Raw genomic sequence first — 26521 nt, forward strand, 5'->3', positions numbered from 1 at the left:
GATGCGGCGCGGCGCGCGCTATCCAGCGGACGCGCGCGGAAAGCTGCCCCGCGCGGACCCGATATCGGACGTGCGGCTGTGGACGGAGCCGGCCGCAGCCCTAGATACGCAGTGAACCAGTCGACGAGGAGGGGATCATGTCATCGAAGCACCAGCAACAACGTGGCAAGGATGGACAGACGCGAATCCACGAGGCCCAGCCGCTACTCCGGCAGCGAAGCCCCGAGATCCAGCCTTTCGGGACGCTCGTGGAGTATCAGCTGGCGCTGAGCGTGAAGACTCGCAGTGCGAGCGTCAGCGCGTTGAATCAGATCCTGGCGGACACGCTCGTCCTGCGCGACATGTACAAGAAGCACCACTGGCAGGTCTCCGGACCGACCTTCTACCAGCTCCACCTCCTCTTCGATAAGCACTTCAACGAGCAGAACACGCTCATCGACCTGCTCGGCGAGCGGGTGCAGACGCTGGGCGGCATCGCGGTGGCCATGGCGCACGACGTCGTGGAGATGACGAAGATCGAGCGGCCGGCCCGCGGCCGCGAGCAGGTGCCGGTGCAGATCTCGCGCCTGCTCGACGCCCACGAGGTGGTCCTCGCGGACACGCACGAGGCGTTGAAGGCGACGGCGACCGGTGACGACGCCGGCACCGCCGACCTGCTCATGGGCGAAGTCCTCCGCATGAACGAGATGCACGTGTGGTTCCTCTCGGAGCACCTCGTGGACACGCCCCTGGTCCGCGCCACCTGAGCGACCCGCGCCCCCGCGCCTGCCAGCGGCGCGCGGGGGCGTTCCTCCGTCGCCCTTCCCCTCGCCCTGCCAGAGACCGCTCCGAAAATTCGGCAGCGCGCGCGTAACCTTTCCGGCCCCCCGATCGTGGTACCGCCAGGAAAGGGGTCATGTGATGCGTACTACAAAAGACGTGGTGGTGGTCGGCGGCGGGCTCGCGGGCCTGGCCGCGGCGGCGTACCTGGGCCGGGCGGGTCGGTCGGTCGCCCTCGTCGAGAAGGCGCACGCGCCGGGCGGCCGCGCCTCCACGCAGGAGAGCCACGGCTTCTCGCTCAACCTCGGCGCCCACGCGCTCTACCGCGGGGGCGCGGCGCACGAGGTGCTCCGCGAGCTCGGCGTCCGGTTCACCGGCGCGCCGCCCTCCCAGTCGGGCGCGCTCGCGCTCGACCGCGGCGCCCTCCACACCTTGCCGTCCGGCGCCCTGTCGCTCCTCACGACGGGCCTCTTCCCCCTCGCCGCGAAGGTCGAGATGGGGCGCGTCCTTGGCAGCCTCGCCGCGGCGAACCCCGCGCCGCTCGCGTCGGTCCCTGTCTCGGCCTGGCTCCGCGACGCCTTCCGGACGCCCGAGGTGCGCCGCTTCGTCGGCGCGCTCGTCCGGCTGTCGACCTACTGCGCCGACGACGATCGCCAGAGCGCCGGCGCGGCGCTCGCGCAGGTGCAGCTCGCCCTGAGCCACGGCGTGCTCTACCTCGACGGCGGCTGGAGGACCCTCGTCGACGGCCTGCGCGACGCCGCCGTCGCGGCCGGCGTGGAGATCCTCACCGGCGTGCGCGCGGCGCAGATCGCGGCCGAGGGCGGCGCCGTCTCCGCCGTGGAGCTCGCGAACGGCGACCGCCTCGGCGCCGGCGCCGTGCTCGTCGCCGCGAGCCCGCGCGCCGCGGCCGCCCTCGCGCCCACGTGCAGCGCGCTCGCCGCGCACGCCGAGCGCGCCGTCCCGGTCCGCGCCGCGTGCCTCGACGTCGCGCTCTCGAGGCTCCCTCGCCAGCGCCCGGGCTTCGTGCTCGGCATCGACCGCCCGCTCTACCTGTCGGTCCACACCGACGCCGCGCGCCTCGCCCCCGCGGGCGGCGCCGTGATCCACACCGCCCAGTACAGCCCCGAGCTCGCCGGCCGCGACCCCGAGCGCGAGCTCGAGGATCTGCTCGACCGCGCGCAGCCCGGCTACCGCGGCGCGATCGTCGAGCGCCGCTTCCTGCCCTCGCTCATCGTCTCCAACGCCGTGGTCACGGCGGAGGGCGGCGGCCCCGCAGGGCGCCCCGGCGCCCGCGTCCCGGATCTCGACGGGCTCTTCCTCGCGGGCGACTGGGTCGGGCCGACGGGCATGCTCGCCGACGCGAGCCTCGCCAGCGCGCGGGACGCAGCGCGGGCCATCCTCTCGCGCCGCGCCCTCGACCGCGCCGCGTGACGGGGTTACCCGACGCTCCATGAGCAGCTCCACGGCCTCTCCTGCCCCGAGCGCCGGGCTCACCGCCCCCGGCTTCGTCGCCGCGAGCTACCGCGAGCACGAGCGCTTCCTCTGGGCCCTCTCCTACCGGCTCACCGGCAGCGCCGCGGACGCGGACGACATCGTGCAGGAGACGTTCGTCCGCGCGCTGGAGCGCCCGCCCGCGCGCACCGGAGAGCCCGTCCGACCCTGGCTCGCGCGCGTCGCGCTGAACCTCGGCCGCGACGCCCTCCGGCGCCGCAAGCGCCTCGCCTACGACGGACCGTGGCTCCCCTCCCCGATCGAGGCGGAGCCCGAGCCCCCGTCGTTCGAGATCCCGGGCAAGGAGGGCACCGAGGGCCGCTACGACCTCCTCGAGAGCGCGTCCTTCGCCTTCCTCATCGCGCTCGAGGCGCTGACCCCGCAGCAGCGCGCGGTGCTCCTGCTCCGCGACGTCTTCGACTACTCGGTGCAGGAGACCGCCGCCGCGCTCGACCTGTCGGAGGCCAGCGTGAAGACGACCCACCACCGCGCCCGCCGCGCCCTCGAGCCGTACGATCGCGACCGCTGCCGCCCCTCACCCGAGCTCGTCGAGCGGTCGGGCGCGGCGCTCGTGCGCTTCCTGCAGACCCTGGCGACGCAGGACGTCGCCGCCATCGAGGCGCTCCTGAGCGAGGGCGTCCGGGTCATCAACGACGCGAACGGCGAGTTCAAGGCGGCGCGCCGGATCGTCGTCGGCCCGAACCGGGTCGCGCGCTTCTACGTCGGCCTGCTCAGGATCGACGACCCCGGAGCGCTCCGCCACGAGCTGCGCCTCATCAACGGCCTCCCGGCGGTCGTCATCGAGCGCACGACCACCGTGGAGAAGCTGGCGCCGCGGTTCGTCATGCGCTGCGAGATCGACGCGGGCGGCCTCATCACCGCGATCCACTCCGTGCTGGCCTCGCACAAGCTGACGGCCGTGAAGGCGCTCGCTCCGTGAGCGCGACGGCGAGACCGGCAGGTGAGCAGCGAGGAGACAGCCCCCTGCCGGCCGAGCACTGGAGTGAGTCGTGTCGCGGGGCGTACTTCGGCCGGCGAAGTAGATACTGTTGGAGCAACATAGCGCCGACTGGCGCTCATGTCCATAGTGGAACAGCCCGCTCGCTCAGGTGGCTTTGCCGCCTCCCTGGGCCCGTTCGCGGTGCGCCTCTGCGATGAAGTGACGAACCTCCTTGTCGATGGCGGCGATCGCTACTCCCTTGAAGGGGCGCATCAGGAGAGGCACGTCGAGATCCACGTCCACGGCGCCGGGGCGGAGCTCCATGCTGCCTTTCAGCTTGACGCCCTTCACCGAGAAGCCGAGCTCGGCGCGCTTCGCGTCGCGCCACACGAGGAAAGGCTCGTACTCGGCGTACCGCGCTCGGTACTGCGCGATCGCTCGTTCGGTCGCCAGCTTTGCCTCGGTGTCGCTCAGATCGTGCTCAATCGTGTGCTTCATGATGGGACCTCGCAGTTCGTATCAGGGCACATCGCGAGAATCGGCCAGGGGACCGTGCGTCGTGAGGCGCCGTGAGGCGTCGCTCGCGGGCGCGTCGCCCGGCCGGGTTCCATCGGTGAGATATCACGGATGCGCGGGCCCTGCGGCCCTCTGGCGCTCTTCCGCGTCGCGCGTCGCGCGCCCGAGCTCTGTGACATTTCGCCACGCGGCGGAGCTGCGGGTGTCTGTGGGCGGACGAACGGGGCCATCGCCGTGAAGGCATCGTCACGCCGGAGGGCGCCTCTCCACGGACCGGACGCCGTCCCTTCGCCGGAGGCCGCCCTTCGCGCGGGGGCGCACTGGCCCTGCGCCCCTCAGTGGCCAGTGGTCACCGAGCCCGGCCTCGCGTAAAGAGAGCCGCCGCCGTGGACCTCCTGTATTTCGCGCTGCTCTGCTCCGTGCTCATCTTCGTGCACGAGCTCGGCCACTTCGTGTGCGCGAAGATCTTCGGCGTGAAGGTCCTCACCTTCTCGATCGGCTTCGGCCCCCGGGTGCTGCGCCTGCGGGGCCGGGAGACGGAGTACTGCGTCGCGCTCCTGCCCCTCGGCGGCTTCGTGAAGATGCTCGAGGAGAACCGGCAGGAGGCCGTGCTCCCCGAGGATCGCAAGCGCACCTTCGAGTCCCAGGCGCTCTGGAAGCGCGTGATCATCGTCATGGCCGGCCCGGCGATGAACGTGCTCTTCCCGGTGCTGCTCTACTTCGCCGTCTTCATCGGGGAGACCCGCTTCGTCCCGCCGACGGTCGGCGTGGTCCTGCCGGGGCACCCGGCCGAGGGCCGGCTGGTCCCGGGCGATCGCATCCTCGAGGTGGACGGCGAGCGCGTCAGCACCTTCGCCGAGCTGCACCGGATCGTGACGAAGAGCCCCAACCAGGAGCTCCGGCTCAAGGTGTTCCGCAACAAGGAGCACGTCGAGGTCACGGTCGTCCCGGAGGAGAAGGTCGTCCAGAAGCCGCTCGAGATCGTGGACCGGGTGGGCGAGATCGGCATCCGGCCGAGCCGCCCCGCCGCCGTGGTGGGCGTCTCGCGGCCCGACTCGCCCGCGTTCCGGGCCGGGCTGCGCACGTTCGACGTCGTGACGGAGGTGCGCGGCACGCCCGTGAAGACGTTCGCCGACCTGGAGATCGCGCTCGAGGAGAGCCGCGGCGCCACGGTGCCGGTCACGTACCTGCGGCCCGTCACGGTGCCGCGCGCGCTCGGCGGCCTGGCCGAGCTCGCCGTCTACGAGTCGGGCGTCGCCGCGCTGACGCCGGAGAGCGGCCACGGCGACCTGCTCGCGCGGACCGGCATCGAGCCGGCCGACCTCTACGTCGCCGAGGTCCCCGAGGGCTCGGCCGAGTGGGACGCCGAGCTCCGGCCGGGCGATCGCATCACGGAGGTCGACGGGGTCGAGGTCACCGCCTGGTCGACCTTCGTCGAGCGGCTCTTCGCGGCTCCGGACAGACCCCACGTCATCACGTGGCAGCGCTCGGGCCAGCGCAAGAGCGGCACCATCGAGCTACGCCGCGAGGACTGGATCGACGAGTACGGCCAGCACCGCCCGCGCTTCTACCTGCGCGCGTCGAACTGGTCGCCGATGGTGGCCGAGCCGTTCGTCGACAGCCCGTCGGCCTTCCAGTTCGCCCTGGAGAGCGCGGTCGACGAGACGTACGACGTCATCCGGTTCATCATGGTCGGGATCGTCCGCATCATGGAGGGCAAGGTCAGCATCTCCACGCTGGGCGGCCCCATCACGGTGTACGACGTGATCGGCGAGGAGGGCGCGAAGGGCGTCAGCTACTTCGTCTGGGCGATGGCGGTCATCTCGATCAACCTCGGGCTCATCAACCTGCTGCCCATCCCGGTGCTCGACGGCGGCCACCTCCTGTTCTTCACGTTCGAGGCCGTGCTGCGGCGCCCGCTGCCGCTGCGCGTCCGCGAGATCGCGAGCCTTGTCGGGCTCATGGTGCTCATCGGCCTGATGGGCATCGCCTTCAAGAACGACGTCGAGCGCCGCTGGGACGTGATCCAGGGGCAGTTCAAGGAGCTCGTTGGCTGACCGGGGCCAAGGTGACGGGCGCGACGGGCGTGACGCGCGCGACGCCGGCCGCGGCGCGGCGCGCGCGCCGCATCCGCCCGAGAGCGCGGCGCGCGCGGTCGCGGCGCGCGTGCTCGCGCGGGTGTGGGGTTCGGACGCCTTCGCCTCGGCGGCCCTCGACGCCGAGCTGCGCCGCGCGCCGGCGCTGGACCCGCGGGACATAGGCCTCGCGACGGAGCTCGTCTACGGCGTCCTGCGCGCGCAGGCGGCGCTCGAGGCGCGCATCGCCGAGTTCGCCGCGAAGAGCCGCTGGACGGCCGACCCGCTGGTGCGCGCCCACGTGCTGATGGGGGCGTACTCGCTCTGCTTCCTCGATCGCGTCCCCTCGTTCGCCGCGGTCTCGGAGGCGGTGGACGGCGCCCAGGCGGCCGGCGGGCCGCGGGTCGGCGCGTTCGCGAACGCCGTGCTGCGCCGGCTCGCGGCGGCCGTGGAGTCCGGCGGTCGCCCGCCGCTCGCGAGCGCGGTGGTCGCCTCCGCGCCGGGGTGGCTGCGGGGCGCCCTGCGGCGCTCGCTCGGCCGGGCCGCGGCCGAGGCGTTCCTGTCGGCCGGCCCGGTGCCGCCGCCGACCGGCCTCTGCCTCGCCCCTGGCGAGGACCGCGGCGCGTGGCTCGAGGCGCTGCGGGCCGCCGCGCCCACCGGGTCCTTCGAGGCGGGGTGCGTCTCACCGACCGCGATCGTCGCGCGGGGGGCGGGCGATCTCCGGCGGCTCCCGGGCTTCGGCGCCGCGTGGATCGGCCAGGAAGAGGGGGCGCAGGCGCTCGCCTTCGCGCTCGGCGCGCGCCCCGGCGAGTCCGTGCTCGACGCCTGCTCCGGCCGCGGCAACAAGTCGTGGCTCCTGTCGCGCGCGGTGCTGCCTTCCGGCGCGGTGGACGCGGCGGATCTGTACCCCGCGAAGCTCTCGCAGCTCCGCGCGGCGCTCGGCGCGCCTCCGGCGAGCGCGGAGGGCGAGGGCGCAGGCGCGGAGGCCGGCGATGCGCAGGCCGGCGCGCGCGACGGGCTCGGGCGGGCTGCGGCCTCCGTGCGCGAGACCTACGCCGTCGACTGGACGGTGGGCGCGGGCGACGTCCCCGAGGGCTACGACCGTGTGCTCGTCGACGCGCCTTGCTCCGGGGTGGGCACGCTGCGGCGGCGCCCGGAGATCGCGCTCCGGCGCGAGGCGGACGATCTCCCGCGCCTGGCCGACCTCCAGGTCGCGATCGCGCGCCGCGCCGCGACCCGCGCCCGGGACGGCGGCCGGCTCGTGTTCGCTGTGTGCAGCGTGCTGCGCGAGGAGTGCGAGGCCGTGGCGGCGCGGCTCGCGGCCCCGGCGGACGACGGCCTCGGCGTCCGGCTGGAGCCGGCGCCGTTCGACGCGGAGCTCGCGCGCGAGCTCGCGGGCGGCGGCGACGCGTTCCGGCTGCTGCCGCACGTGCACGGCACGGACGGGTATTTCGCCGCGATGTTCGTCGTGCGGCGGTGACAGCGCGTGGAGACGCGTGGCGACGCGTGGCGACGCGCCCGTCCGCCTTCCTTGTACGATGGTAGGCGCATAAGAGCAGCTTGACTTCCGGACAGCGCTTGGACTTCCTAGCGACGTTTTCGCGGCAGCTGCCCAGCCACGAAGCGCCGCCGCCAGCCGTCGGCCAATGTAAGGAGGTGGGGGTATTGGTGCGATAGCCGCAATTTGTCTCCGCGATGTTTCTTCTTGCTGGGCACTCGCTTCGTGACGCCGCACACTCGTACGGTCAGGGCACTTAACAAACCTTCCGAGTAGCGTGAATCCTGCCCCGAACCTCCTGCAGAACACCCCGGCCGAGCTCGGGCCCGGGTCCGTGTTGGGTCGTTACGAGCTGCTGCTGCCGATCGCGGCAGGCGGCATGGCCATGGTGTGGGCGGCGCGGCTGAAGGGGACGCGCGGCTTCCAGAAGATCGTCGCAGTGAAGACGATGCTGCCGACGCTGTCGGAGGACGACCAGTTCGAGCGCATGTTCCTCTCGGAGGCGTCGCTCGCGTCCCAGATCCGGCACCCGAACGCCGTCGAGATCCTCGACCTCGGCGAGCAGGACGGCGTGCTGTTCCTGGCGATGGAGTGGATCGACGGCATTCCGCTCAACCAGGTGATGAAGGTCGCGAAGCGGCAGAACGGCATGCCGATCCCGATCGCGGTTCGCATCGTGGCGCAGGCCTGCGCCGGCCTGCACGCCGCGCACGAGCTCAAGGACAAGAGCGGCAAGCTCGTCGGCCTTGTGCACCGCGACATCTCCCCTCAGAACATCCTGGTCACGTACAACGGCCTGGCCAAGGTGGTCGACTTCGGCGTGGCCAAGGCCACAGCGCTCAACGACAGCACGACGCAGGCCGGGCAGCTCAAGGGCAAGGTGAGCTACATGGCGCCGGAGCAGGTGCGCGGCGACGCGATCGACCGGCGCGTCGACGTGTTCGCGATGGGCATCGTGCTCTATACGCTCACCACCGGCAAACACCCGTTCCGCAGGGATTCCGAGGGCGCGACGCTGTTCGCCATCTCGTCCACGGACCCGGTGGAGGCGCCGCACGAGTTCCAGGCCGACTACCCGGCGTCGCTCGAGGCCGTGCTGATGCGCGCGCTCGAAAAGGAGCGCGACCAGCGCTACGCCACGGCCAACGAGCTGATGCGCGCGCTCGACAAGGCGCTTCCGCCGAACCAGCGAGCCACCGACGAGGACGTCGCCAATTTCATCCGCGAGCTGTTCGAGGACCAGCAGGAGCAAACGCGCGCGGCGCTCACCGAGGCGCTGGAGCGCGCCGATCGCAATCAGCTGAGCAACAACCGGGGCAGCTCCGACGTGACCGGCGCCGGCCCCTCGTCGGTGAGCGCCTTCAGGACCGTCAACCTCCGCGGCGCGGCCCGTGGCGCGGCCGGGAAGAGCGCGCTCGACGACGAGCTCCCGCCGTTCGCGCGCTCCAGGAGCCGCGCGCTGCCCGCCGTCGTGATCCTCGGCCTCCTCGCCGCCGGCGTGCTCGCGGTGCTGCTCCGGAGCGGCGACGCGCCCGCCCCTCTTCCTGCCGGCGCCGCGCCCGCCGCCCCGGCGTCCGCCGCCCCGGCGCCGGCGCCCTCCAGGGCGGAGGCGCCCCCTGCGACCGATCTCGACGCGCCCCCGGGCCAGCCCTCTGCCTCCGTCTCGGCCAGCGCAGCGCCGACGCCGGCTCCGCTCCCGGTGTCACCCGCGCGCGCGACGCCCCGCCGTCCGACCAAGCCCGCCGAGCAGACCAGCTCGCCGAGCCCGACGCCAACCCCCACGTCGCCGAAGTCGTGGAAGCATGATCCGGGGTTCTAGCCCCCCGCTCTGACCAGCTCGACTCTCTCAGAACGTTCCTGAGAGACTCGCGCCGATCTCGGATCCGCCCGCGACGGGCACGAGCTGGAGCGAGGTCTTCTCGGGCTGCTTTGGCTTCCTGTTCTGAAGGAACAAGATCGCGGTCGCCGTGCCGGCCGCGACGACGCCGACGCCGAGCGCCACCTGCGCGCCATAGTGATAGAATTTCAGGTCGTCGTAGCGCGACTGCATGGACGCCGGACACGACCTGCCTTCCGAGCCGCAGGCATCTTCCAGATCCTGGAGCGCTCCCTGGCGGAGCCCGAACAACACCCCGGCGCCGATCAGGCTCGCGGCGCCGACGCCCCCGATCACGTACGGCACCACCTTGGACGGCGGCCTCTCCCGCAGGGCGCCCGCCTGGATCAGCAGCTCTTGCGGCAAGGCTTCGAGCGTCACCTCGACGCGCGTCACCCCCTTCTCCTTCAGCTCCACCGTCTGTTGAAACGGCCTGTAATTGGGGGCCTTGGCGGTGAGCGCGTGAGGCCCGGGATCGAGCGGCACCTCGACGCCGATGGACGTCCCGCCGAGGGCGACGCCGTCGAGCGCAATGGCCGCGGAGGCCGCGCCTTTGCCGCGCACGATGACGAGCTTCGGGATCCGCGCGCGCAGCCGGCCGATCGACTGCTCGACCTCGGCCCGAAAATCGGGCCCCACGGTGTCGGCCTCCGCGAGCGCCAGCTCGTAGCCGCCGAGCGCGGTCACGAGCCGCCCCAGATTCTCCTCGCACACGGCGATGTGGAAGCGCACCTGAGGCGTCATCCGCACCTGGCCGACCTCGCGGAACCGCTGCAGGGCCGCGGCCCAGTTGCCCGCTTGCTCGAGCTCTGTCGCCTGCTGAAACTGCGCGCGGGCTTGCTTGAGCTCGTCGGTGTCCTGGGCGAGCGCGGGCGCCTCGAGCAGCAGCAGCACCGCTGCGACGCGGAAAATTCGCGGGAAATTCCTCATGCGGCGCCTGCCATGGTGACTTGACGCCTCCGCTCCTGTCAACGAGGCGGCGCGGCCTTCGCCGCACGCGTCAACGTGGCGGGCGCGGCCTTCGGCCGCCCCGACGCCGCACCGCGTCGTGGCCGGAGGTGCGCGCGCGCCGGCGGAGCTTTCGCGCGCGGATCCTGACGCCGTCTTCTCAATTTGTGGCCGCGAAATCCGCCGGCGAATGATACTTTTGTCGCTGGATGTCGACCCCTAGCTTTGGCTTTCTGCGTCGCTTCGCGCTGCTCCGCGCGTTCTCGGCCGCCGCGCTGACGGCGGGGATCTTCGCCGCCGCCGCTTCGTGCAGCGTGCCGGACTTCGAGTTCGCGTCGGTATCCGGCCCCCCGGCGCACTGTACAGACGACGCGCAGTCCGACGGCGAGACGGGCCTGAACTGCGGCGGCGACTGCGATCCATGCCCGCTCGGCTCCGGCTGCGCCGCGAGCCGCGACTGCGCCGAGGGCGAGTGCATCGACGGCGTCTGCCAGGAAGCCGGTTGCATGAACGGCGCCCGCGACGGCACGGAGTCGGACATCGATTGCGGCGGCAGCTGCGACAAGAAGTGCACGACCGACCAGACGTGCAACCGGGCCAGCGACTGCGAGAGCGGCGTGTGCCAGGAGGGCCAATGCGTCGCGGCGACCTGCACCGACGGCGTGCGCAACGGCACGGAGAGCGACGTGGACTGCGGCGCCGACTGCGAGGGCTGCCAGGACGGCAAGAATTGCCGCTCGAGCGGGGACTGCCTCAGCGTCGATTGCATCGACGGGGTGTGCGGCCCCACCTGCCCGGATGGCTACGCCAACTGCGATCGCCTGGCCCAGGGTGAGTGCGAGGTCAACATCCGCACCGACACGAACAACTGCGGCAGCTGCGGCCAGAAGTGCGCGCTGCCGCACGCGACGGTCGAGTGCCAGGGCGGCGCCTGCAAGATCAAGGCGTGCGAAGCCCCCTACGCCGACTGCGACGGCGACCCCGAAAACGGCTGTGAGGTGAACACCTCGACCGACTCGAGCCACTGCGGCGAGTGCGAAGCACTGTGCCCGGCCGTGAACGGCGACGCCTATTGCGAGGCGTCGGAGTGCAAGGTCGAGTGCGACAAGGGCTTCACCAACTGCAACGGCCAGATCGCCGACGGCTGCGAGAGGGCGATCAACCGCGACGTGTTGAACTGCGGCGGGTGCGGCATCGAGTGCATCCCCACGGCGGGCGGCAGGCCCTGGTGCCGCGACGGCGTGTGCGGCGAGACGACTTGCCCGGCCGGCAGGGGCGACTGCAACGGCGACCCCGAAGACGGCTGCGAGGTGGATCTCGCCGCCGATGCGGAGAACTGCGTCACGTGCGGCGGCCTGTGCACGGTCGCCAACGGGACCGGCAAATGCACGGCCACCGGCTGCGCCATCGGCAGCTGCGAGCCAGGCTTTGCCGACTGCGGCGGCGGCTACGACGACGGCTGCGAGACCAGCACGGAGACGAGCATCAGCCATTGCGGCGGCTGCGGCGACGCCTGCACCATCGCCGGCGGCACCCCCAAGTGCGAGGGCGGCGACTGCCAGGTGAAGACCTGCGACAGCGGGATGGGCGACTGCGACGGCAATCCGGACAACGGCTGCGAGACGAACGTCAACATCAACCAGACCCACTGCGGCGCCTGCGCGTCCGCCGGCGGCGTCAACTGCAACACCATCTACGCGAACGCCACCGCGACCTGCCAGAGCGGCCTCTGCACCTTCGCCGGCTGCAAGGCGGACTACTCCGACTGCAACAACTCGCTGACCGACGGCTGCGAGGCCAACCTCGAGACCGACGAGGGGCACTGCGGCACCTGCAGCACCCAGTGCAACACCCTCCACACCACCAGCAACCAGTGCCTCGACGGCAGCTGCAACCCGGTGTGCACGACCTCGCAGTACGACGACTGCGGGGTACCGAAGAACGGCTGCAACATCGATCTGTGGAACGACGAGAACAACTGCCTCGGTTGCAACCTCGTGTGCCAGAGCGGGGCCAGCGCCCACGTCACCAGCAACACCTGCAGCTCGTCGGGCTGCAACCCCGTGTGCTCCGGAGCCTACGAGAGCTGCGACGGCAACGCGAACAACGGGTGCGAGACGGACACCGCCACGAACGCAAACCACTGTGGCGACTGCAACCAGGTGTGCAGCATCGCCGCCGGCGCGCACGTGACCAGCAACGGCTGCAGCGGCGGCGAATGCCGGCCGACGTGCAGCGGCGCGTGGCGCGACTGCGACGGCAACGGCATGAACGGCTGCGAGAAGGACGCCTCCAGCGACATCAACGCCTGCGGCGCTTGCGACATCCGGTGCCTCACAGCGCACGCGAGCGCCACCGCCTGCACGGCCGGCACCTGCGCGCCCACCTGCAGCTCGGGCTGGAAGGCGTGCGCGAACCCGGAGGCCGGCTGCACCACCCAGCTCGGCACCACCAGCAACTGCGCCGACTGCGGCGACGTGTGCAGGGGCACCAACGCGAGCGCCGTCGCCTGCACCTCCGGCACCTGCGTGCCCACCTGCAACGCGGGCTGGAAGGCGTGCGGCGACCCCGGCGACGGCTGCACCACCCAGCTCGGCACCGCCAGCAACTGCGGCGACTGCGGCGACGTGTGCTCGGCGGCGAGGCCCATCTGCTCGAACGGCACCTGCGTCGTCACGCCGGACATCGTCATCGTCAACTCGCGCACGAACGGCAGCCTGAGCTCCACCGCGGCCATTCCCATCATCAACGTGACCCACGCGCTGCAGACGCCGGCGGGCGCCGATCGCCTGGTCCTGGTCGGGGTCGTCGGCTCCGAGCTCTCACCCCTGCCGATAAGCGTCACCTACGACGGCACGGCGATGACGCGCCTCAAGGCGCAGCAGGTGTCGGGCGAGAACAACGCCGGGGCCAGCATCTACTACCTCCTGGACAGCCAGCTGCCGGCCGCCACCGGCAACAAGCCCGTGGCGGTGCAGATGTCGAACTCGACCGGCTCCAGCTGGGGCATGTACTTCGCCAACGTGGTGGAGCTGAAGGGCGTGCATCAGTCGAGCCCGTTCGCCAGCAACACCTCGACCGGCATCCACACCAACGCCGACGACTGCGGCGGCCCGTCCCGAGGGGTCAGCACCAACTTCAACGCGACCAATTCGTTCGTGTACACGGTGCTGGGGGCGCGCAACGCCAACGCCGGCGCCACCATCATCCCCACCGCGGCGACCTCCGTCATGAACCTGCGCCTGACCTCTCCGTCGACCATGGTCGCGCTGGCCGGCTACCTCGTGGCCAACACCAACACCACCATCTCGTGGAACATGAGCGGCTGCTGGAGCACCGCCGGCGTCGGCGTCGCCGTGCGGCGCGCCAGCGGCGGCTGAGCGCCTCGAGGCGCTGCTCCGCCCGGGCGCGCCGCTCCTTGCCCCTGAGCACCGGCTCGTGCGGCGACGTGTCATGCTGCGACTCCTCACCCGGCCCGGAGTGGTAAAGCCGGGAGCCGTCGCGGCAACGACGCGAGTTCCTGCGTCGGCGCGTCTACCGGCGGGCGGAACGACCCCCCGTCAGGGAGTTCATCAACCCAAGGAATTGAACAGGGAGGCAGGGAGACAGGGAGATTGATGGGACTTCACTCCCCGTCTGCCCGCCACCCTGTGAGTTTACCGGAAATTCGAGGGGATACTCCAGCCCACCCCCATCTCTCGCCGCGCCTCGGAGGCCGACCGCCTGGACGTTCGGGCGAGCCCGATCGCTGCCATGTCGCGCGCCCTCCAGCCGCTGTACCGTGCCGCGCGCGTGTGAGAGGATCGCGCGCGATCATGAAGAGGATCAAGCTCAAGCTCCACAGCGACGAGTACCACCTCAGCGCCGTCGGCTATCTGTTCGAGGACCCGGCGCCCGCGGCGGATCCGGCGGGGGTGAGGCCGTTCTCGATCCGCAACACGGTCTTCCCCGAGTTCGATCTGGATCCCGGCAACTACGTGTTCCGCTTCAGGGTCCGGAACGGAAGCGGCAAGTTCCAGATCTTCGCCTTCGATCCCAAGACGAACCAGAGCACCCGCGCCGAATACGACACGTCGAGCGGAGCCGATTGCCTCACCTTCCGTTTCACGGTGGCGCCGTGAGGGGCGCCCTGCTGCTCGAGTGCGCCGCGGCGCTGTTCTCACTCACGCTGGCCGCGCCCGCGCTCGCCCAGGGCGCGGGGCAGCCGTCGGCTCCCGTGCCGCCGGGCGCAGCGCCCCCGGCGCCCGTCCGGCCGGCCGCCTCCGCGCCCGGCGCCCCCACGGCGGCCAGCGCCCCCACGGCGCCGGTCCCGTCTGCCGCGCCGAGCACACCCGCGACGCCTGCCGCGCCTGCGCCGGGCGCTGGCGCGGCCGTGGCGCCCGCGCAGCCGGGCCGCGCGATCGCGCCGGTGGCCCCGGCCGCGTCGGGCGCTCCCATCGCCCCCATTGCGCCGCTGGCGCCTGCCGGGGGCGCGGCCATCGCGCCGGCCGCCACGGGCCGCGAGCTCGTCTACCTCGTTCCGGTCGGGGTCACGGGCAGCTCCGGGGGCGCGGCGCTCGCGCGCGTCGGCTTCGGCGTGCTGGCCGGGTTCGGCGAGGTGACGGATCCGACGGCATGGGACGTGAGCGCCGTGATCGAGGCCGAGGTGGCGGCCGAGAACGGTCTGGCCACGCTGATCGGGTTCTCCGCCACCGGCGATGCGGCCCAGACGCCCACCGGCACCCTGCGCCTGTCCGCCTCGTTCGCGCGGCTCGACTTCGAGGGGGAGGGCAGCTCTGCCTATCCCCCGCTGATCCTCTACGTCGGCGGCGCGGTCGGCCGCACCCGGTTCAGCTACCTGGGTCCGGGCCCCGAGCGGCGCGACCAGAGCCTGCCGCCGACCTACGCGCCGCGCGAGCTCACCGCTGTACCCTGGAGCGTCGGCGCGGCGGCGGTCTACGTCGGCGAGGGCGGGAAGAAGCTCGCGCCCACGCTCGAAGGGCAGATCAAGTTCGACTCGCGCTGGACCGCGTCGGCGGACACGCTCGGGTGGTGCGAGCCCGCGGGCGACGTCGTCCACGGCGTGGATCCGGTCAACCAGTCCACCGCCTTCGTCCCTGCCACGCGCTGCAGGCAGGAGGTGCTCGGCGCGCCGGTGCAGAGCCAGGAGCTCACGATCGCGGCGCACGCCGGGCTCGTCGACAAGGTGGCGAACGCCACGTTCCGCGCGGCGCTCGGCGCGAAGGTAGCGGTCGCGCTCAACGACGAGGCGCCTGCCGATGTCCGCCTCAGCCTGCGCGCCCCGGTCCACGTGACGCTGGCGCGCGCGCCGGTCGGGACGGCGTACCGCGGGCTCATCCGGCTGATGCCAGCGCTCAACGTGATCCGTAGCTCGACCGGAGGGACGGACGTCAGCGGCACGCTCGAGATCGCCTTCCTCGGTCAGCGCGCGATGTTCGCCGACAACTACACCGACCTCTGACGCCGGGCCGCGACACGCCCTCTGTGGCCGCCGCGCCCTTGCCCGCGCAGCGTCGCCACGCCCTCTCCCGCGCACGGCCGCCGCGCCTCCGCCCAGCGAACCCTGCCGCCAGACGCGGCGCCCCCGGCCTGGGCGCCGCCCCTGCCCGGCACCTTTCTTGGCCCACTGCGCCAGCATCCGCTACCGACGCACGAGAGCAGCGGAGGTGCACCCGGAAGCAGCATCGGGTGGGCCGCCGCGGCTCGCTAGGGAGACAGCGATGGGCCCGAGCGCAGCGTACAAGGTGGAGGGGCTTGGCGACGGCGTGCCGGCGTCGGGCGGCGCGGAGGGGTGCGGGCAGGGGCAGCTGAGCAGCCTCTGCAGCGCCCCCACGATGCCGTTCACGTCGCACGCCGGCGGCGCGGAGGAGGCACCGGCGGAGTCGAAGCCCTGGTGCATCGACCGCGGCGACTTTCTCGAGGCGATGAGCACGGTCACGCTCTGGCGCGCGCTGGAGCTGGGGGAGCTCCCCCACAGCACGCGCGTCTGGCGCGAAGGTCTCGAGTGCTGGACGCCTGCCGGCGAGGTGAAGGCGCTCGGCTGGACCATTTCCCAGCCGCCCCCGCGCGACGAGGCGCCCGCCCTCTCCGCCGCGGGCGAGGCGCCTGAGTCCACCGGCCCGCTCAGCTTCGCGTTGACGCCGGACGACCTCGGCGCCGTGGCGCCCCGCTTCCACCAGGGCGCCCCCGCGCAGGCGCGCGGCGAGCGCGCCGAGGCCCTCACCCTCGGTCGCTTCCCGCTGGCCGAGGCCGTGCTGCGGCCGGACAGCCCCTCGCAGCCGATTTCTCTTGATATTCCGTCCTGTTTCCCGGCAGCCCCCTCGTCCCCGCCCGACACGCTCCCGAGCGCCGGGGCGCCGAGGCCCGGCGCCGCGAAGCCCGGGCCGGCGCGTGGCGCGCGCGACGCGGATCAGACGCCGCGCGGGCGGGTGTCGGGCGCCTGGTCGCGGCTCGCGCGGCGCGCGCGCGTCTCTCGCGGCGCCGCCGGAGCGGCCGCGGGCAGCGCGGCGCTCGTGCTCGTGCTGGGCCTCTCGGTGCTGAGCGTGGTCGCCCCTGCGGCCTCGCCTGCGAGGCCTGCGGCCGCGCAGGCTGCGCACCTCGGCGTGGCCCAGGGCATCACGGCCGCCGCCGCGCAGGTCGCCCTGCCGGCCCCGGAGCTCGCCGCGACGGCCGGCGCTGCGGCGCTCGCTGCGGCGACCCCGGCGCGCGACGGCGCTACGGCCCCCGTGGCGACCCCGGCGCGCGACGGCGCTACGGCCCCGGCGCGCGACGGCGCTGCGGCCCCGGCGCGCGACGGCGCGGCAGCCGAGGCAACCCCGGCGCGCGACGGCGCTGCGGCCGAGGCGACCTCGGCGCGCGAGGAAGCGGCCGCGACCCCGGGCGAGGACACCGGCGCGCCCGCGCTGCCGCTCCACCGGGCGGAGAAGGCCTCGGCGTCCGGCGCGAAGCCGGCGCCGGCGGGTCGCCGCGAGCGCGGGCAGTTCCGCCTGAGGCGAGGCCGATCCGAGGCGGACACCACGCGCGGCATCAGCTATCCGGCCCGCAGAGCCGACTCATGGATCGGGACGGGTGCCATCCTGCGCGACTCGCGCTAAGGTGCGCGCCGCGCGGCGGTCGGCTCCGTCCCGCAGCACTCCGGCGTCGTTCAAGGGCAGGACGGGGGACTTTGAATCCCCTAATCGTGGTTCGAATCCACGCGCCGGAACCATCGAGCACCCGCGCCCTCTGAGGGGGGTCATGGCGGCCGATGTCCATCGCGTGGGCGCGAGCGTCTCGGGCGAGGTCGCACCGCCTCGCGGGTGCGTCCTGCGCCGTCACTTGCTCGCTATTGTCTGGCGCGGTCGAGCCGGGGTTGTTTACCGTGGTCTCACCGAGGGCTCTTCGCCTGCCGCGCGGCGTGCGCGAGCCCCTGGCTCCTGGAGGACCGGACGGCGTGGCGAGCGATGAAGGGGCCCGCGGACGCGGAGCCCCTACCCATGTAGATACGGACCGCGGAGGCGGCTCTCCGCCCGCTGCGGGCGCGGAGCTCGGGCGCGCGTCGGCGGCCCCGCTCGAGGCGGGCGAGGCGCAGTTCATCGCGCGGCTCGTCGCGCGTGACGAGAGCGCGTTCAACGAGCTCGTGATCATGTACGAGCGCCGCGTGTTCGCGCTCGTCTACCGCATGCTCGGCCGGCGTGACGAGGCCGAGGACGTGTCCCAGGAAGTCTTCGTGCAGGTCTTCAAGGCGATCGATCAGTTCCGCGGCGAATCGAAGCTCTCGACGTGGATCTATCGGATCGCCGTGAATCTCTGCAAGAACCGGACGAAGTACCTCTCGCGGCGGCACGCCGGCGCCCAGGACGACGTCGACGCCATGGCCGAGCGGGTGCCGCTGTCCGCGGCCAAGGGCGTGAGCGTCGGCGACGTGAGCCGCCCTGACGAGCTGGTCGAGGGCATGCAGCTCGAGGCGGTCGTGAAGCGCGCCATCGGGCAGCTCGATCCCGAGTTCCGGGAGGCGCTCATCCTTCGCGACGTCGAGGACATGTCGTACGAAGAGATCGCCTCGGTCACGGGTTTGCCGGACGGGACGGTGAAGAGCCGGATCCATCGCGCGCGCGGCCAGCTCCGCGCGCTGGTCGAGAAGATGATGGGCGAGAAGGTGAGAGGCGGGAAATGAGCGGAGCGGACGACCCGAAGCGCACGGGGCGAGCCGATGAGCCGGCCGCTTCGGGCGCGGAGAGCGGCAGCCGTCCCTCGGCTCCCCCCGCGGAGCGCCCGCCCGCCGCCGCCACGTCCCGAGACGACTTCCCCGAGGACGGCGACCTCCCCGAAGACGGCGACCTCCCCGAAGACGGCTCGTTGCCGCTCGTCGACGAGCTCGATCTGCGCGAGCTGGTCCGAGGAGCGATGCGTCCGCCGCCTGCGGCGCCGCCGAGCCTTCTCCGCGGCGTGCAGCGCCGGATCCGGGTGCGCTCGCGGGGGAAGTTCTACGGCGACGGCTGGAGCACCGCGCGTTCGCCGCGCTCGACCTACCTGATGACGAGCCTCTTCATGCTCGCCCTCATCGCCTTCGTCTTCCTGGTCCTGATCCCCTGGAGCGGCGGCGCCCTGCCCTGATCACCGTCGCCGAGCGGCGGTCACTGGGTCCAACGAACGAGGACGCAGGTTACGTTGTCGGGCCCGCCGTTCTCGTTGGCGCGCTCGATCATCTTGGCGGTCGCGACCTGGATGTCCTGATGCTCCGTCAGGATCTGCGTCATCTCCAGGTCGCTCACCGGACCGGAGAGCCCGTCCGAGCAGAGGACGTACGTGTCGTTGAGCTGCGGCACCTCGAAGCGGGTGTCGACCTTGACCGTGTCCTTCATCCCGAGCGCGCGCACGATCACGTTCTTGTGCGGGAAGTTCGCGATCTCCTCGGGCGTGAGCCGCTTCATCTTGATGTAGTCGTTGAGGAGCGAGTGGTCCTCGGTGAGCATCTCGAGCCGGCCCTCGCGGAAGCGGTAGACCCGGCTGTCGCCGACGTGGGCGACGTACACGCCGTCGTTCGCCGTGAAGATGCCGACGAACGTCGTCCCCATTCCCCGCTTCTTCGCCTCGCGCTGCGCGGTCTCGTAGATCCGCAGGTTCGCGAGCTTGATCCCCGTGATCAGCCGGTTCTCTTCGTAGCCCTTGGACCGGTCCATCTTGTAGGGCCAGGTCCGCTCCGGGTCGTCCTGCGTCTGGGCGAAGAAGTCCTGCATCGCGTCGACGGCCATCTTCGACGCGACCTCGCCCGACGCATGCCCCCCCATTCCATCGGCGACCATGAAGAGGCCGTACTCCACCATGATGCCGAAGTTGTCCTCGTTGTGGTTGCGCTTGCGCCCGACGTTCGTCTCGCCGGCCACTTCGATTCGAAACGTTTGGGACACGGATCACCCGATCGATGGCCCCGCGCGAGGCGCGAGGTTGAATGAGAACCGCGAGCGCGCCCGTCCGAGCCGCTCGAGCCCGATCCTGGAGGTCCGGTTGACGGGGTGTCAACCGGGTCGGGCCCGAGCGCCGAGCTTATAGAATCCGCGCGCGGGCCCGCATCAGTTTTTTCTTACTTGCGGTACTCCTCGGTCGACTTGCCGCTCGAGCTCGGCGGCGGGAGCTCGGCCTCCGGCCGCTTCGCCGCGGGGGCCGACGGATCCGGCGCGGCGCGGAGCACGACCGTGACCTGCCGGTACCTCCCGCGGCTCAGCAGGGTGAGCGGGACCTTCTCGCCGACCGCGTGCGTCCGGATCGCGTCGGAGAGCGCCTCGGGGCTGGTGACGGGCACGCCGTCGACGGCGAGGATCATGTCGCTCTCCGCGCGATCGCCGCCCGTCAAGCGGGCCTCGTCCGCAGGGCTCTCGGGGTGCACCACGGTGACCCGGACCCCCTTCGCGACCGGCGCCGCCTCGCTGACGCCCTGGATCCCGAGCCACGCCGCGGGCGGCACGGCCGTCGGGGGCACCGCGCGAAGGAACGCCCTGACCGCGCTGATCGGCACGCCGAACGCGACGGGGGTGCACGGCTTGCCCTCGTTCGGGGCGCAGCCGCGGCCCAGGATCGCGACCACGCGGCCGTCCTCGTCGATGATGGGCGCGCCCAGATCGAGCGGCGAGACGCGCGAGCCGAGCTCGATCGCGCGCTCGAGCGGCCGGTCGTCGCCGCCGATCAGCGTCTTGTGCGACCGCAGCACGAGCGCGGTGGCCGCGACCTTGCCGCGCGCCGCCGAGAACGAGCGGATCTGCGCGTCCGGCCGCACCGGATCGCGCGACGAGGCGGTGAGCCCCTCGGCCCACTTGCCGGTCTGCGGCACGAGCAGCGCGAGATCCCACACGCGGTCGTGATGGCCGAGCTTCACCCGCACGGTGGTCCCGTCGGCGAGGCGCGCCGTGAGGTCGTTGCCCGCGCCGAGCGGCGAGAGCGCCGTCAGGATGCGCCCATCGCCCGCGAGCGCCGCGCCGAGGCCGAGGACCTGCCCGCCGCGCTCGATGACCACGACGCCGCGCGCGGCGCGCTCCTCCACCGGCGGCTCCGCCTTGTCCTTCTCGGCCGGGCCCCCCTTCGGCTCGGCGGTGGCCGCCTTCTTCTCCTTCCCGCCCGCGCTGGCCCGGGTCGGGAGCACCACCCGCTTGCCGGCCGGCGGGGCTTCACCTTCCCCCTGAACCTGCGCCTCGCCTTGCGCGAGCGCCGCGGGGGCGGCGAGCGCTGCGGCGGCGGACACGGCAGCGGCGAGCGCCAGCGACCGTCTCCATCGCTTCACACGCGACCTGTCAACGGGATCGCACGACGCCGCACCTCGGAGCGCGGCGGCTTCTGTGACACCAGGCGGGCTTGTCTCGTTCATAAGCGCGGCTCCTGAGGCGACGGCCGATTCTGCTGCGGCGGGGATCGCATTGCAAAAGGCAAAGGCCGGACCGCGCTGTACCGTGGGATCGGGCACCGGAGTCCGCCGGGGGCGGGGGGCGAAAAAAATCCGGTCACGAACTCGGGGGACGGGGGCACATGGCCGGCGATGAGGCAGCGATGGCAGCTGGGTTAGCGCTCGTGGGGGCGGGGGTCGACACGCGGACTGAGGGCGACGCGCGAGCCGACGAGGCGCGCGCGATCGAGGGGCTGATCGGGACAGGCGACTTCCGGGAAGCGCTGTCGCGGTGTGCGAAGGCCTACGCCATGCCGCTGGGCCGGCTGTGCATGGCGTTCACGGGGTCGCAGGCCGAGAGCGAGGAGCTGGTGCAGGAGACGCTGCTCGCGGCGTTCGATGCGTTCCCGCAGTACCGCGCCGAGGGGAGCGTGAAGGCCTGGCTCTTCGGGATCGCGCGGCGCCTCTGCGGGCGGCACACGGAGCTCAGGGCGCGGCGCGAGGCGCGGCTGCGCCTCGTCCACGACACCCGACCGCGGCCCGACGCGAGCGAGCTCGCGGCGGAGCGCGAGCGGGCCGAGCGCGCCCGCGCCGCGCTCTCGCGGCTCAAGCCGAGCGAGCGCGAGGCGGTGGTGCTGCGCTTCGAGGCGGGCCTCTCCTTCAAGGAGGTGGCCATCGCGTGCGGGATCGACGAGGCGGCGGCGCGGAAGCGGGTGAGCCGCGCGCTTTCGCGGCTCAGGGCCGAGCTGGGCGAGGAGTGAGGGCGATGGGCGCGACAGAGACGGGTTCGGTTGGGCTTTGCGGCGAGGTCGAGGAGCAGCTCGCGGAGGTGCTCGACGGGACGGCGCGGCCGGCGCTGTACGAGCACATCGCCGGCTGCGACGCGTGCCGCGACCTCCGCCACGACGCGGCGCGCGCCGCGGAGATCGCCGCGGCGGCAGGCGCGGACTTCCGGCCGGCAGACGGATTCGCGGACGCGCTGCTCCGGCGGATCGAGGCGGCGCGCCCCTCGGAGGGCGCAACGAGCGGTGCATTGCTGAAGGTGGCCGCCGAGGAGCAACACGGCGCCGCTGGCGCGCGATCCGGCGTGACCGAGGGGCGCTCGGACATCGCCGAAGGGCGATCGGACACCGCCGAGGGGCGCTCGGACATCGCCGAAGGGCGATCGGACACCGCCGAAGGGCGATCGGACATCACCGAAGCCCGATCCGACATCGCCGAGCAGCGATCCGACACGCCCGAGTGGCGTTCCCCTACGCCCAGGCCGCGTTCCGACACCTCCGGAGCGCGATCCGGCGCGGCCGAGGCGCGCACGGGCGGACCGCGCTCCACGATGCCGGAGCGAACCGCGCCGGCAGCGCGCCGCACGGCCTTCGGGCGGCGCTCGGCCTTCGCCGCCGCCGCCCTGGCCGCGGCGGCGGCGGTAGCGGCCGGGGTCGCCCTGCGGCGCGGCGGCGAAACGACGGCGCCGTCCGTCGCCGCGGCGTCCGGGGCGCCGTGGTCCGGCAAGGTCGCCTCGGTGTCGCGCGCGTCGTCCGACAGATCGGGCGGCCTCGAGGCGTGCGACGCCGCGGGCGCCTGCGCGCCGCTCGCCGCGGGCGCCCCGCTCCCGGAGGGCGCGACCCTGCGCACCGACGCGCGGACGCGCGCCCACCTGTCGCTCGCGGACGGCTCCGCGCTCGCCATCGACCGCGGCTCCCGCGTGTGGATCGCCGGCGACGGCCGCCGCGCGCGCGTCGACGAGGGCGCCGTCGTCCTCGACGTCACCCCGAGCCCCGGCGCGCCGCCCGCGCGCATCGAGGTGCCGCACGGCCAGATCGAGGTGCTCGGGACCAAGCTCGCGATCACCGCGGGCGACGCGCGCGCCTCGGTCGAGGTGGCCCGCGGCGCCGTGCGCGTCACCGGCGAGCGGGGCGAGCCCGTCGAGGTGCGCGCCGGCGAGGAGGCGACGCTCGCGAAGGGCGCCGCGCCCGAGGTCGCGAGCGCGACGTCGATCGCCGACACGCTCGAGTGGAGCGACCGCTCCGCCGAGGAGGCCGACGCCCCGGCGCTCCGCGGCCTCGGCGAGCTCAGGGCGCGCAAGCCGGGCGCGACGCAGGAGAAAGAGCGGGCCGTCCGGCTCGCCAGGCACGCCGTCAAGGTGCGGATCGTCGACGTCGTCGCCAGGACCGAGATCGACGAGACCTTCGCCAACGACACCGACGAGGAGCTCGAGGGCATCTTCCGGTTCCCGCTCCCGCCGGGCGCGCAGATCGAGCGGCTCGCGCTCGAGGTGGACGGCAAGCTCATCGAGGGCGCGTTCGTCGATCGCGATCGCGGGGCCGCGATCTGGCGCGGCGTCCTCCAGAACGCCGCCCCCAAGGCGCCCAAGCCGCGCGAGGAGATCATCTGGGTCCCCGGCCCGTGGCGCGACCCCGCGCTGCTCGAGTGGCAGCGGGGCGGCCGGTTCGAGCTGCGCATCTTCCCCATCCCGAAGCGCGGCTCGCGGCGCGTCGTGCTCACCTACACCCAGCTCGTCGAGCAGGCCGGCGGCGTCCGGCGCTTCACCTACCCGCTCGCGCACGACCAGAGCGGCACGACGAACATCGGCGACTTCTCGCTCGACGTGCAGGTGCTCGGCCACGACCGGGAGTTCGGCGTCGCGACGCGCGGCTACGAGCTCGCCGCCGCGCCCGCGGACGGCGCGGCCGACCGCCGCACGCTGGAGGCCCGCGGGTTCACGCCGGCCGGCGACCTCACGGTCGAGTACGCGCCCCCCGATCGCGACCGGCCCGTCACCGCCTGGGCCTACCGGATGCCCCCCGCGCCGGCGCCGGCCACGCCGCCCGCGACCTCCCAGGCGCGGCGCGGCGCGGCCGGAACGTCGAAGCGCGACGGCGCGGAGCACGAGGCCTCCCTCGCCGCGGCGCAGGCCATCGCGAGCGACACGTCGCCGTACGTGGCGATCGCGATCCGGCCCCGGCTCCCCCGGTGGCAGGAGTCGACCTCGCGGCGCCACGCGATCGTCGTCGACTCGAGCCGATCCATGGTCGGCGAGCGGTTCGCCCGCGCGACGCGGCTCGCCTCGTCGCTCGTCCGCGAGATGGACCGGCGCGACGAGGTCGTCGTGCTCGCGTGCGACACCCTCTGCCGCTCGCTCGGCGACGCCGGCCAGGGCGGCGCCGCGCGCCCCATGGCCCCCGGCGCCGCCTCGGCGGGCGAGGTCGAGCGCTTCCTCGGCGGCATCGAGCCCGACGGCGGCAGCGACCTCGCCGCGGCGATGATCGCGGCGCGCGCGGCCGCCGGCCCGCTCGACGGCAAGGAGCTCCGGATCATCTACCTCGGCGACGGCACGCCCTCGGTCGGCCCGACGCGCCCCGCCCACATCGAGGCCGCGGTGCGCGGCGCCGTGCCCGCGGACGGCGCCGCCGCCGTGGTCGCGGTCGCGCTCGGGAGCGACGCGGACACGACGTCCCTCAGGGCGCTCGCGCGGGGCGGCGGCGGGGTGATGGTCCCCTACGTGCCCGGCCAGAAGGTCGCGAGCGCGGCGCAGTCGGTCCTCGGCGCGGCGTACGGCCTCGCGCTGCGCGATCCCGAGATCGAGCTCCCGCCCGGCCTGACCCAGGTCACGCCGGCGCGGCTCGACCCGATCCGCGCCGGCGGCGAGGCGCTGGTCGTGGCGCGGATGAGCTCCGGGGCCGACGTCAACGGCGCGATCCGCCTCCGCGGCCGCGTCTCGGGCGAGCGCTTCGAGCAGACCTACCCCGTCAACATCGTCGCCACGACCGGCGCGGGCAACGCCTTCGTCCCGCGCCTCTACGCCGCGGCGAAGATCGCGGAGCTCGAGGAGACCGGCGGCGACGCGCAGAAGCCCGCCGTCATCGAGCTGTCGCGGCGCTTCTCGGTGGCGAGCCGGTTCACCTCGCTGCTCGTCCTGGAGAGCGAGGCGATGTTCAAGGCGTTCGGCCTCGATCGAGACGGCATCACCTCCGCCTTCACGGGCGAGGAGCAGGCCGAGCGCGTGAGCGCGAGCGCCGAGGGGGAGGAGCCCGGCAACCCGGCGGACGAGAGCGCCGAGGAGAAGGGCGACGCGCTCGGGGCGGGCCTTGGCCTGTCGGGCAGCGGCAGGGGCGGCGGCGGCTCCGGCTGGCCGGACGCCGCGCCGGCCGCGAAGGCGGAGTCTCGCACGTCAGCCGGCGCCCGCCCGGCGTCGCCCGCCAAGCGACGATCCCAGGAGCTCGATCCCCTCTCGGGCTCGTTCGACGACATGCCGGCGCCGCCGCCGGCGCCGGCGCCGACGGCCGCCGCGCCCGCGGAGCCGAAGCCGGCGCTCCCGCAGGACGAGCGCGCCCGGAGGTCGCGCGATGACCTCTTCGCCGCCGAGGAGTGGTCGCGCCCGCGCCCGCGGCGGATGATCCCGATGCGCCGGGTGTTCGATCGCAAGGTGAGCTTCGACGCGACGAACACGCTCGCGCCCGAGAGCGCAGCGAAGACCGCGGCCGCCGAGGCGGCGCTCGCGGCGGCCCCGGACAGCCGCGACAGGACGGCGGGCCTCTACGCGCTCTACGCCACGACCGGCCGCCTCGGCGAGGCCCAGGAGCTGACCGCGCGCTGGAGCGGGCGCGACGCGCTCGATCCCGACGCGCTCATCGCCCGCGCCGACCTGGCGGCGCGGCAGGGCCAGCGCGACCGCGCCGCGCGCATCCTCGGCGGCCTCGCCGACGTGCGCCCCGGCGACCGGGCCACCCAGGCGCGGCTCGCCGAGCTCTGGGACGCCGCGGGGCGGCCCGCGTTCGCGTGCCAGCACCGGGTGGCGCTCGCCGACCTCGCGCCCGCCGACGCGAAGCTCGTCGCCGCCGCGATCCGGTGCGCCGGCGAGGGCGGCATGAGCGAGCTCGCGAGCCAGCTCCGCCTCGACGCGACCTCCGCCCTCCGCGCGGAGATCGACCGGCGGCTCGCGCAGCCGGACGCGGCGCCGGCCGCCGACCTGCCCGGCGACGTGCGGCTCAGCGCCGAGTGGACCGGCGGCGCCGACCTCGACCTCTCCCTCATCGACGCGCAGGGGCGGCGCGTCTCGTGGATGGGCGCGACCGTCCCGTCGGTGGGTGTGCGCTCGCGCGACGCGACGAGCACGCGTTCGGAGTCCCTCGCGCTGCGGAGCCTCGCCAAGGGGAGCTACGTCGTCGAGATCGCGCGCGCGTCGGCCGAGGAAGGCGCCGGCGCCGCGAGCCCCGGGGCCCGCGCGCCGGGCCCGGTCCGCGGCGAGCTGACCCTGCGCCTCGCCGGAGAGACCCGCAAGGTGCCCTTCACGCTCGACGGCGCGCGCCTCGAGCTCGGCACGGTGCGCGTCTTCTTCACCTCCCGCCTGGTGCCGGTCGACGGCCCGACGGCCCCGCCGTTCTGACGAAACCGACGAAACTGACGAAACCGACGAAACTGACAGAATCGACAAGGACGAACCTGACGGGACCGACCTTCGCCCACGCGCGGAGGCTCTCTCTTGCGCACCCCTCCCTTCACATGTCCTGAACGACCCTGGCAGCGCGCTTCCGTAACAACCTCTTCATCGCCGCCCGGGCGCGCTCGC

General features: G+C 73.4%; 18 protein-coding genes and 1 tRNA gene. 15 read left to right on the forward strand and 4 right to left on the reverse strand.

The window, feature by feature from the left end:
* The first annotated feature begins 137 nt into the window (after window positions 1-137).
* The 3 genes from WMF45_RS43455 (at window position 138) to WMF45_RS43465 (ending at window position 3190) form a co-directional block, all read left to right on the forward strand.
* Entirely contained in the window at window positions 138-746 is a 609-nt protein-coding gene (locus WMF45_RS43455; RefSeq protein ID WP_437712468.1) for a Dps family protein, read from the forward strand.
* Between the two features lie 154 nt (window positions 747-900).
* Entirely contained in the window at window positions 901-2190 is a 1290-nt protein-coding gene (locus WMF45_RS43460) for a phytoene desaturase family protein (RefSeq protein ID WP_437712470.1), read from the forward strand.
* 19 nt (window positions 2191-2209) lie between these two features.
* A complete protein-coding gene (locus WMF45_RS43465; RefSeq protein WP_437712472.1) occupies window positions 2210-3190 on the forward strand; it encodes a sigma-70 family RNA polymerase sigma factor in 981 nt (326 codons plus the stop codon).
* Window positions 3191-3355: 165 nt separating this feature from the next.
* Here WMF45_RS43465 and WMF45_RS43470 read toward each other — a convergent pair whose 3' ends face one another.
* Window positions 3356-3688 (reverse strand): polyhydroxyalkanoic acid system family protein, encoded by a 333-nt coding sequence (locus tag WMF45_RS43470; protein WP_437712474.1) that lies wholly within the window; start codon window positions 3686-3688, stop codon window positions 3356-3358.
* 404 nt (window positions 3689-4092) lie between these two features.
* Between WMF45_RS43470 and rseP the strand changes: the two genes are divergently transcribed.
* From rseP to WMF45_RS43485, 3 genes are all read left to right on the forward strand, one after another.
* A complete protein-coding gene (gene rseP / locus WMF45_RS43475; RefSeq protein WP_437712476.1) occupies window positions 4093-5763 on the forward strand; it encodes an RIP metalloprotease RseP in 1671 nt (556 codons plus the stop codon).
* The gene (locus WMF45_RS43480) at window positions 5756-7261 is read left to right on the forward strand and encodes an RsmB/NOP family class I SAM-dependent RNA methyltransferase (protein ID WP_437712478.1); all 1506 of its coding nucleotides are present in this window, start codon (window positions 5756-5758) and stop codon (window positions 7259-7261) included. Before rseP ends, WMF45_RS43480 begins: the two co-directional genes overlap by 8 nt.
* Window positions 7262-7556: 295 nt before the next feature.
* A complete protein-coding gene (locus tag WMF45_RS43485) occupies window positions 7557-9098 on the forward strand; it encodes a serine/threonine-protein kinase (RefSeq protein ID WP_437712480.1) in 1542 nt (513 codons plus the stop codon).
* 27 nt (window positions 9099-9125) lie between these two features.
* Here the strand turns inward: WMF45_RS43485 and WMF45_RS43490 are convergent, their stop codons facing one another.
* A complete protein-coding gene (locus WMF45_RS43490; RefSeq protein WP_437712482.1) occupies window positions 9126-10085 on the reverse strand; it encodes a PEGA domain-containing protein in 960 nt (319 codons plus the stop codon).
* A 227-nt stretch (window positions 10086-10312) separates the two neighbouring features.
* Here WMF45_RS43490 and WMF45_RS43495 point away from each other — a divergent pair, with 227 nt between their 5' ends.
* The 7 genes from WMF45_RS43495 (at window position 10313) to WMF45_RS43525 (ending at window position 18698) form a co-directional block, all read left to right on the forward strand.
* Window positions 10313-13483 (forward strand): hypothetical protein, encoded by a 3171-nt coding sequence (locus WMF45_RS43495; RefSeq protein WP_437712484.1) that lies wholly within the window; start codon window positions 10313-10315, stop codon window positions 13481-13483.
* A 435-nt stretch (window positions 13484-13918) separates the two neighbouring features.
* A complete protein-coding gene (locus tag WMF45_RS43500; RefSeq protein WP_437712486.1) occupies window positions 13919-14224 on the forward strand; it encodes a hypothetical protein in 306 nt (101 codons plus the stop codon).
* Window positions 14221-15564 carry a hypothetical protein gene (locus WMF45_RS43505; protein WP_437712488.1) on the forward strand — a complete coding sequence of 448 codons (1344 nt, stop codon included), beginning with the start codon at window positions 14221-14223 and terminating at the stop codon, window positions 15562-15564. Before WMF45_RS43500 ends, WMF45_RS43505 begins: the two co-directional genes overlap by 4 nt.
* A gap of 259 nt (window positions 15565-15823) precedes the next feature.
* Complete coding sequence (locus tag WMF45_RS43510) at window positions 15824-17197, forward strand: hypothetical protein (RefSeq protein ID WP_437712490.1); 1374 nt, start codon at window positions 15824-15826, stop codon at window positions 17195-17197.
* A gap of 39 nt (window positions 17198-17236) precedes the next feature.
* Window positions 17237-17310: transfer RNA gene (locus tag WMF45_RS43515), tRNA-Gln, on the forward strand.
* Window positions 17311-17535: 225 nt separating this feature from the next.
* Complete coding sequence (locus WMF45_RS43520; RefSeq protein ID WP_437712492.1) at window positions 17536-18258, forward strand: sigma-70 family RNA polymerase sigma factor; 723 nt, start codon at window positions 17536-17538, stop codon at window positions 18256-18258.
* Window positions 18255-18698 (forward strand): hypothetical protein, encoded by a 444-nt coding sequence (locus tag WMF45_RS43525; protein ID WP_437712494.1) that lies wholly within the window; start codon window positions 18255-18257, stop codon window positions 18696-18698. The genes WMF45_RS43520 and WMF45_RS43525 overlap by 4 nt, the downstream gene beginning before the upstream one ends.
* A gap of 20 nt (window positions 18699-18718) precedes the next feature.
* Here WMF45_RS43525 and WMF45_RS43530 read toward each other — a convergent pair whose 3' ends face one another.
* Window positions 18719-19492 carry a Stp1/IreP family PP2C-type Ser/Thr phosphatase gene (locus WMF45_RS43530; protein WP_012240508.1) on the reverse strand — a complete coding sequence of 258 codons (774 nt, stop codon included), beginning with the start codon at window positions 19490-19492 and terminating at the stop codon, window positions 18719-18721.
* Between the two features lie 173 nt (window positions 19493-19665).
* Entirely contained in the window at window positions 19666-20856 is a 1191-nt protein-coding gene (locus tag WMF45_RS43535; protein WP_437712496.1) for a S1C family serine protease, read from the reverse strand.
* A 263-nt stretch (window positions 20857-21119) separates the two neighbouring features.
* On the opposite strand from WMF45_RS43535, the gene WMF45_RS43540 reads away from it, so the two are divergent.
* Complete coding sequence (locus WMF45_RS43540) at window positions 21120-21716, forward strand: RNA polymerase sigma factor (protein ID WP_437712498.1); 597 nt, start codon at window positions 21120-21122, stop codon at window positions 21714-21716.
* 5 nt (window positions 21717-21721) lie between these two features.
* Complete coding sequence (locus WMF45_RS43545; protein WP_437712500.1) at window positions 21722-26338, forward strand: VIT domain-containing protein; 4617 nt, start codon at window positions 21722-21724, stop codon at window positions 26336-26338.
* Window positions 26339-26521: the final 183 nt, after the last annotated feature.

This window comes from Sorangium sp. So ce448, from assembly GCF_051520915.1.
Lineage (GTDB): Bacteria > Myxococcota_A > Polyangia > Polyangiales > Polyangiaceae > Sorangium > Sorangium cellulosum_B.

Bases quoted from the DNA above. Each gene is read 5' to 3' on its own strand.
- WMF45_RS43510 (WP_437712490.1), top strand. From the start codon at position 15,824: ATGGGCCCGAGCGCAGCGTACAAGGTGGAGGGGCTTGGCGACGGCGTG.
- WMF45_RS43500 (WP_437712486.1), top strand. From the start codon at position 13,919: ATGAAGAGGATCAAGCTCAAGCTCCACAGCGACGAGTACCACCTCAGC.
- WMF45_RS43460 (WP_437712470.1), top strand. From the start codon at position 901: ATGCGTACTACAAAAGACGTGGTGGTGGTCGGCGGCGGGCTCGCGGGC.
- WMF45_RS43495 (WP_437712484.1), top strand. From the start codon at position 10,313: ATGTCGACCCCTAGCTTTGGCTTTCTGCGTCGCTTCGCGCTGCTCCGC.
- WMF45_RS43465 (WP_437712472.1), top strand. From the start codon at position 2,210: ATGAGCAGCTCCACGGCCTCTCCTGCCCCGAGCGCCGGGCTCACCGCC.
- WMF45_RS43490 (WP_437712482.1), bottom strand. From the start codon at position 10,085: ATGAGGAATTTCCCGCGAATTTTCCGCGTCGCAGCGGTGCTGCTGCTG.
- WMF45_RS43455 (WP_437712468.1), top strand. From the start codon at position 138: ATGTCATCGAAGCACCAGCAACAACGTGGCAAGGATGGACAGACGCGA.
- WMF45_RS43545 (WP_437712500.1), top strand. From the start codon at position 21,722: ATGGGCGCGACAGAGACGGGTTCGGTTGGGCTTTGCGGCGAGGTCGAG.
- WMF45_RS43525 (WP_437712494.1), top strand. From the start codon at position 18,255: ATGAGCGGAGCGGACGACCCGAAGCGCACGGGGCGAGCCGATGAGCCG.
- WMF45_RS43540 (WP_437712498.1), top strand. From the start codon at position 21,120: ATGGCAGCTGGGTTAGCGCTCGTGGGGGCGGGGGTCGACACGCGGACT.
- WMF45_RS43470 (WP_437712474.1), bottom strand. From the start codon at position 3,688: ATGAAGCACACGATTGAGCACGATCTGAGCGACACCGAGGCAAAGCTG.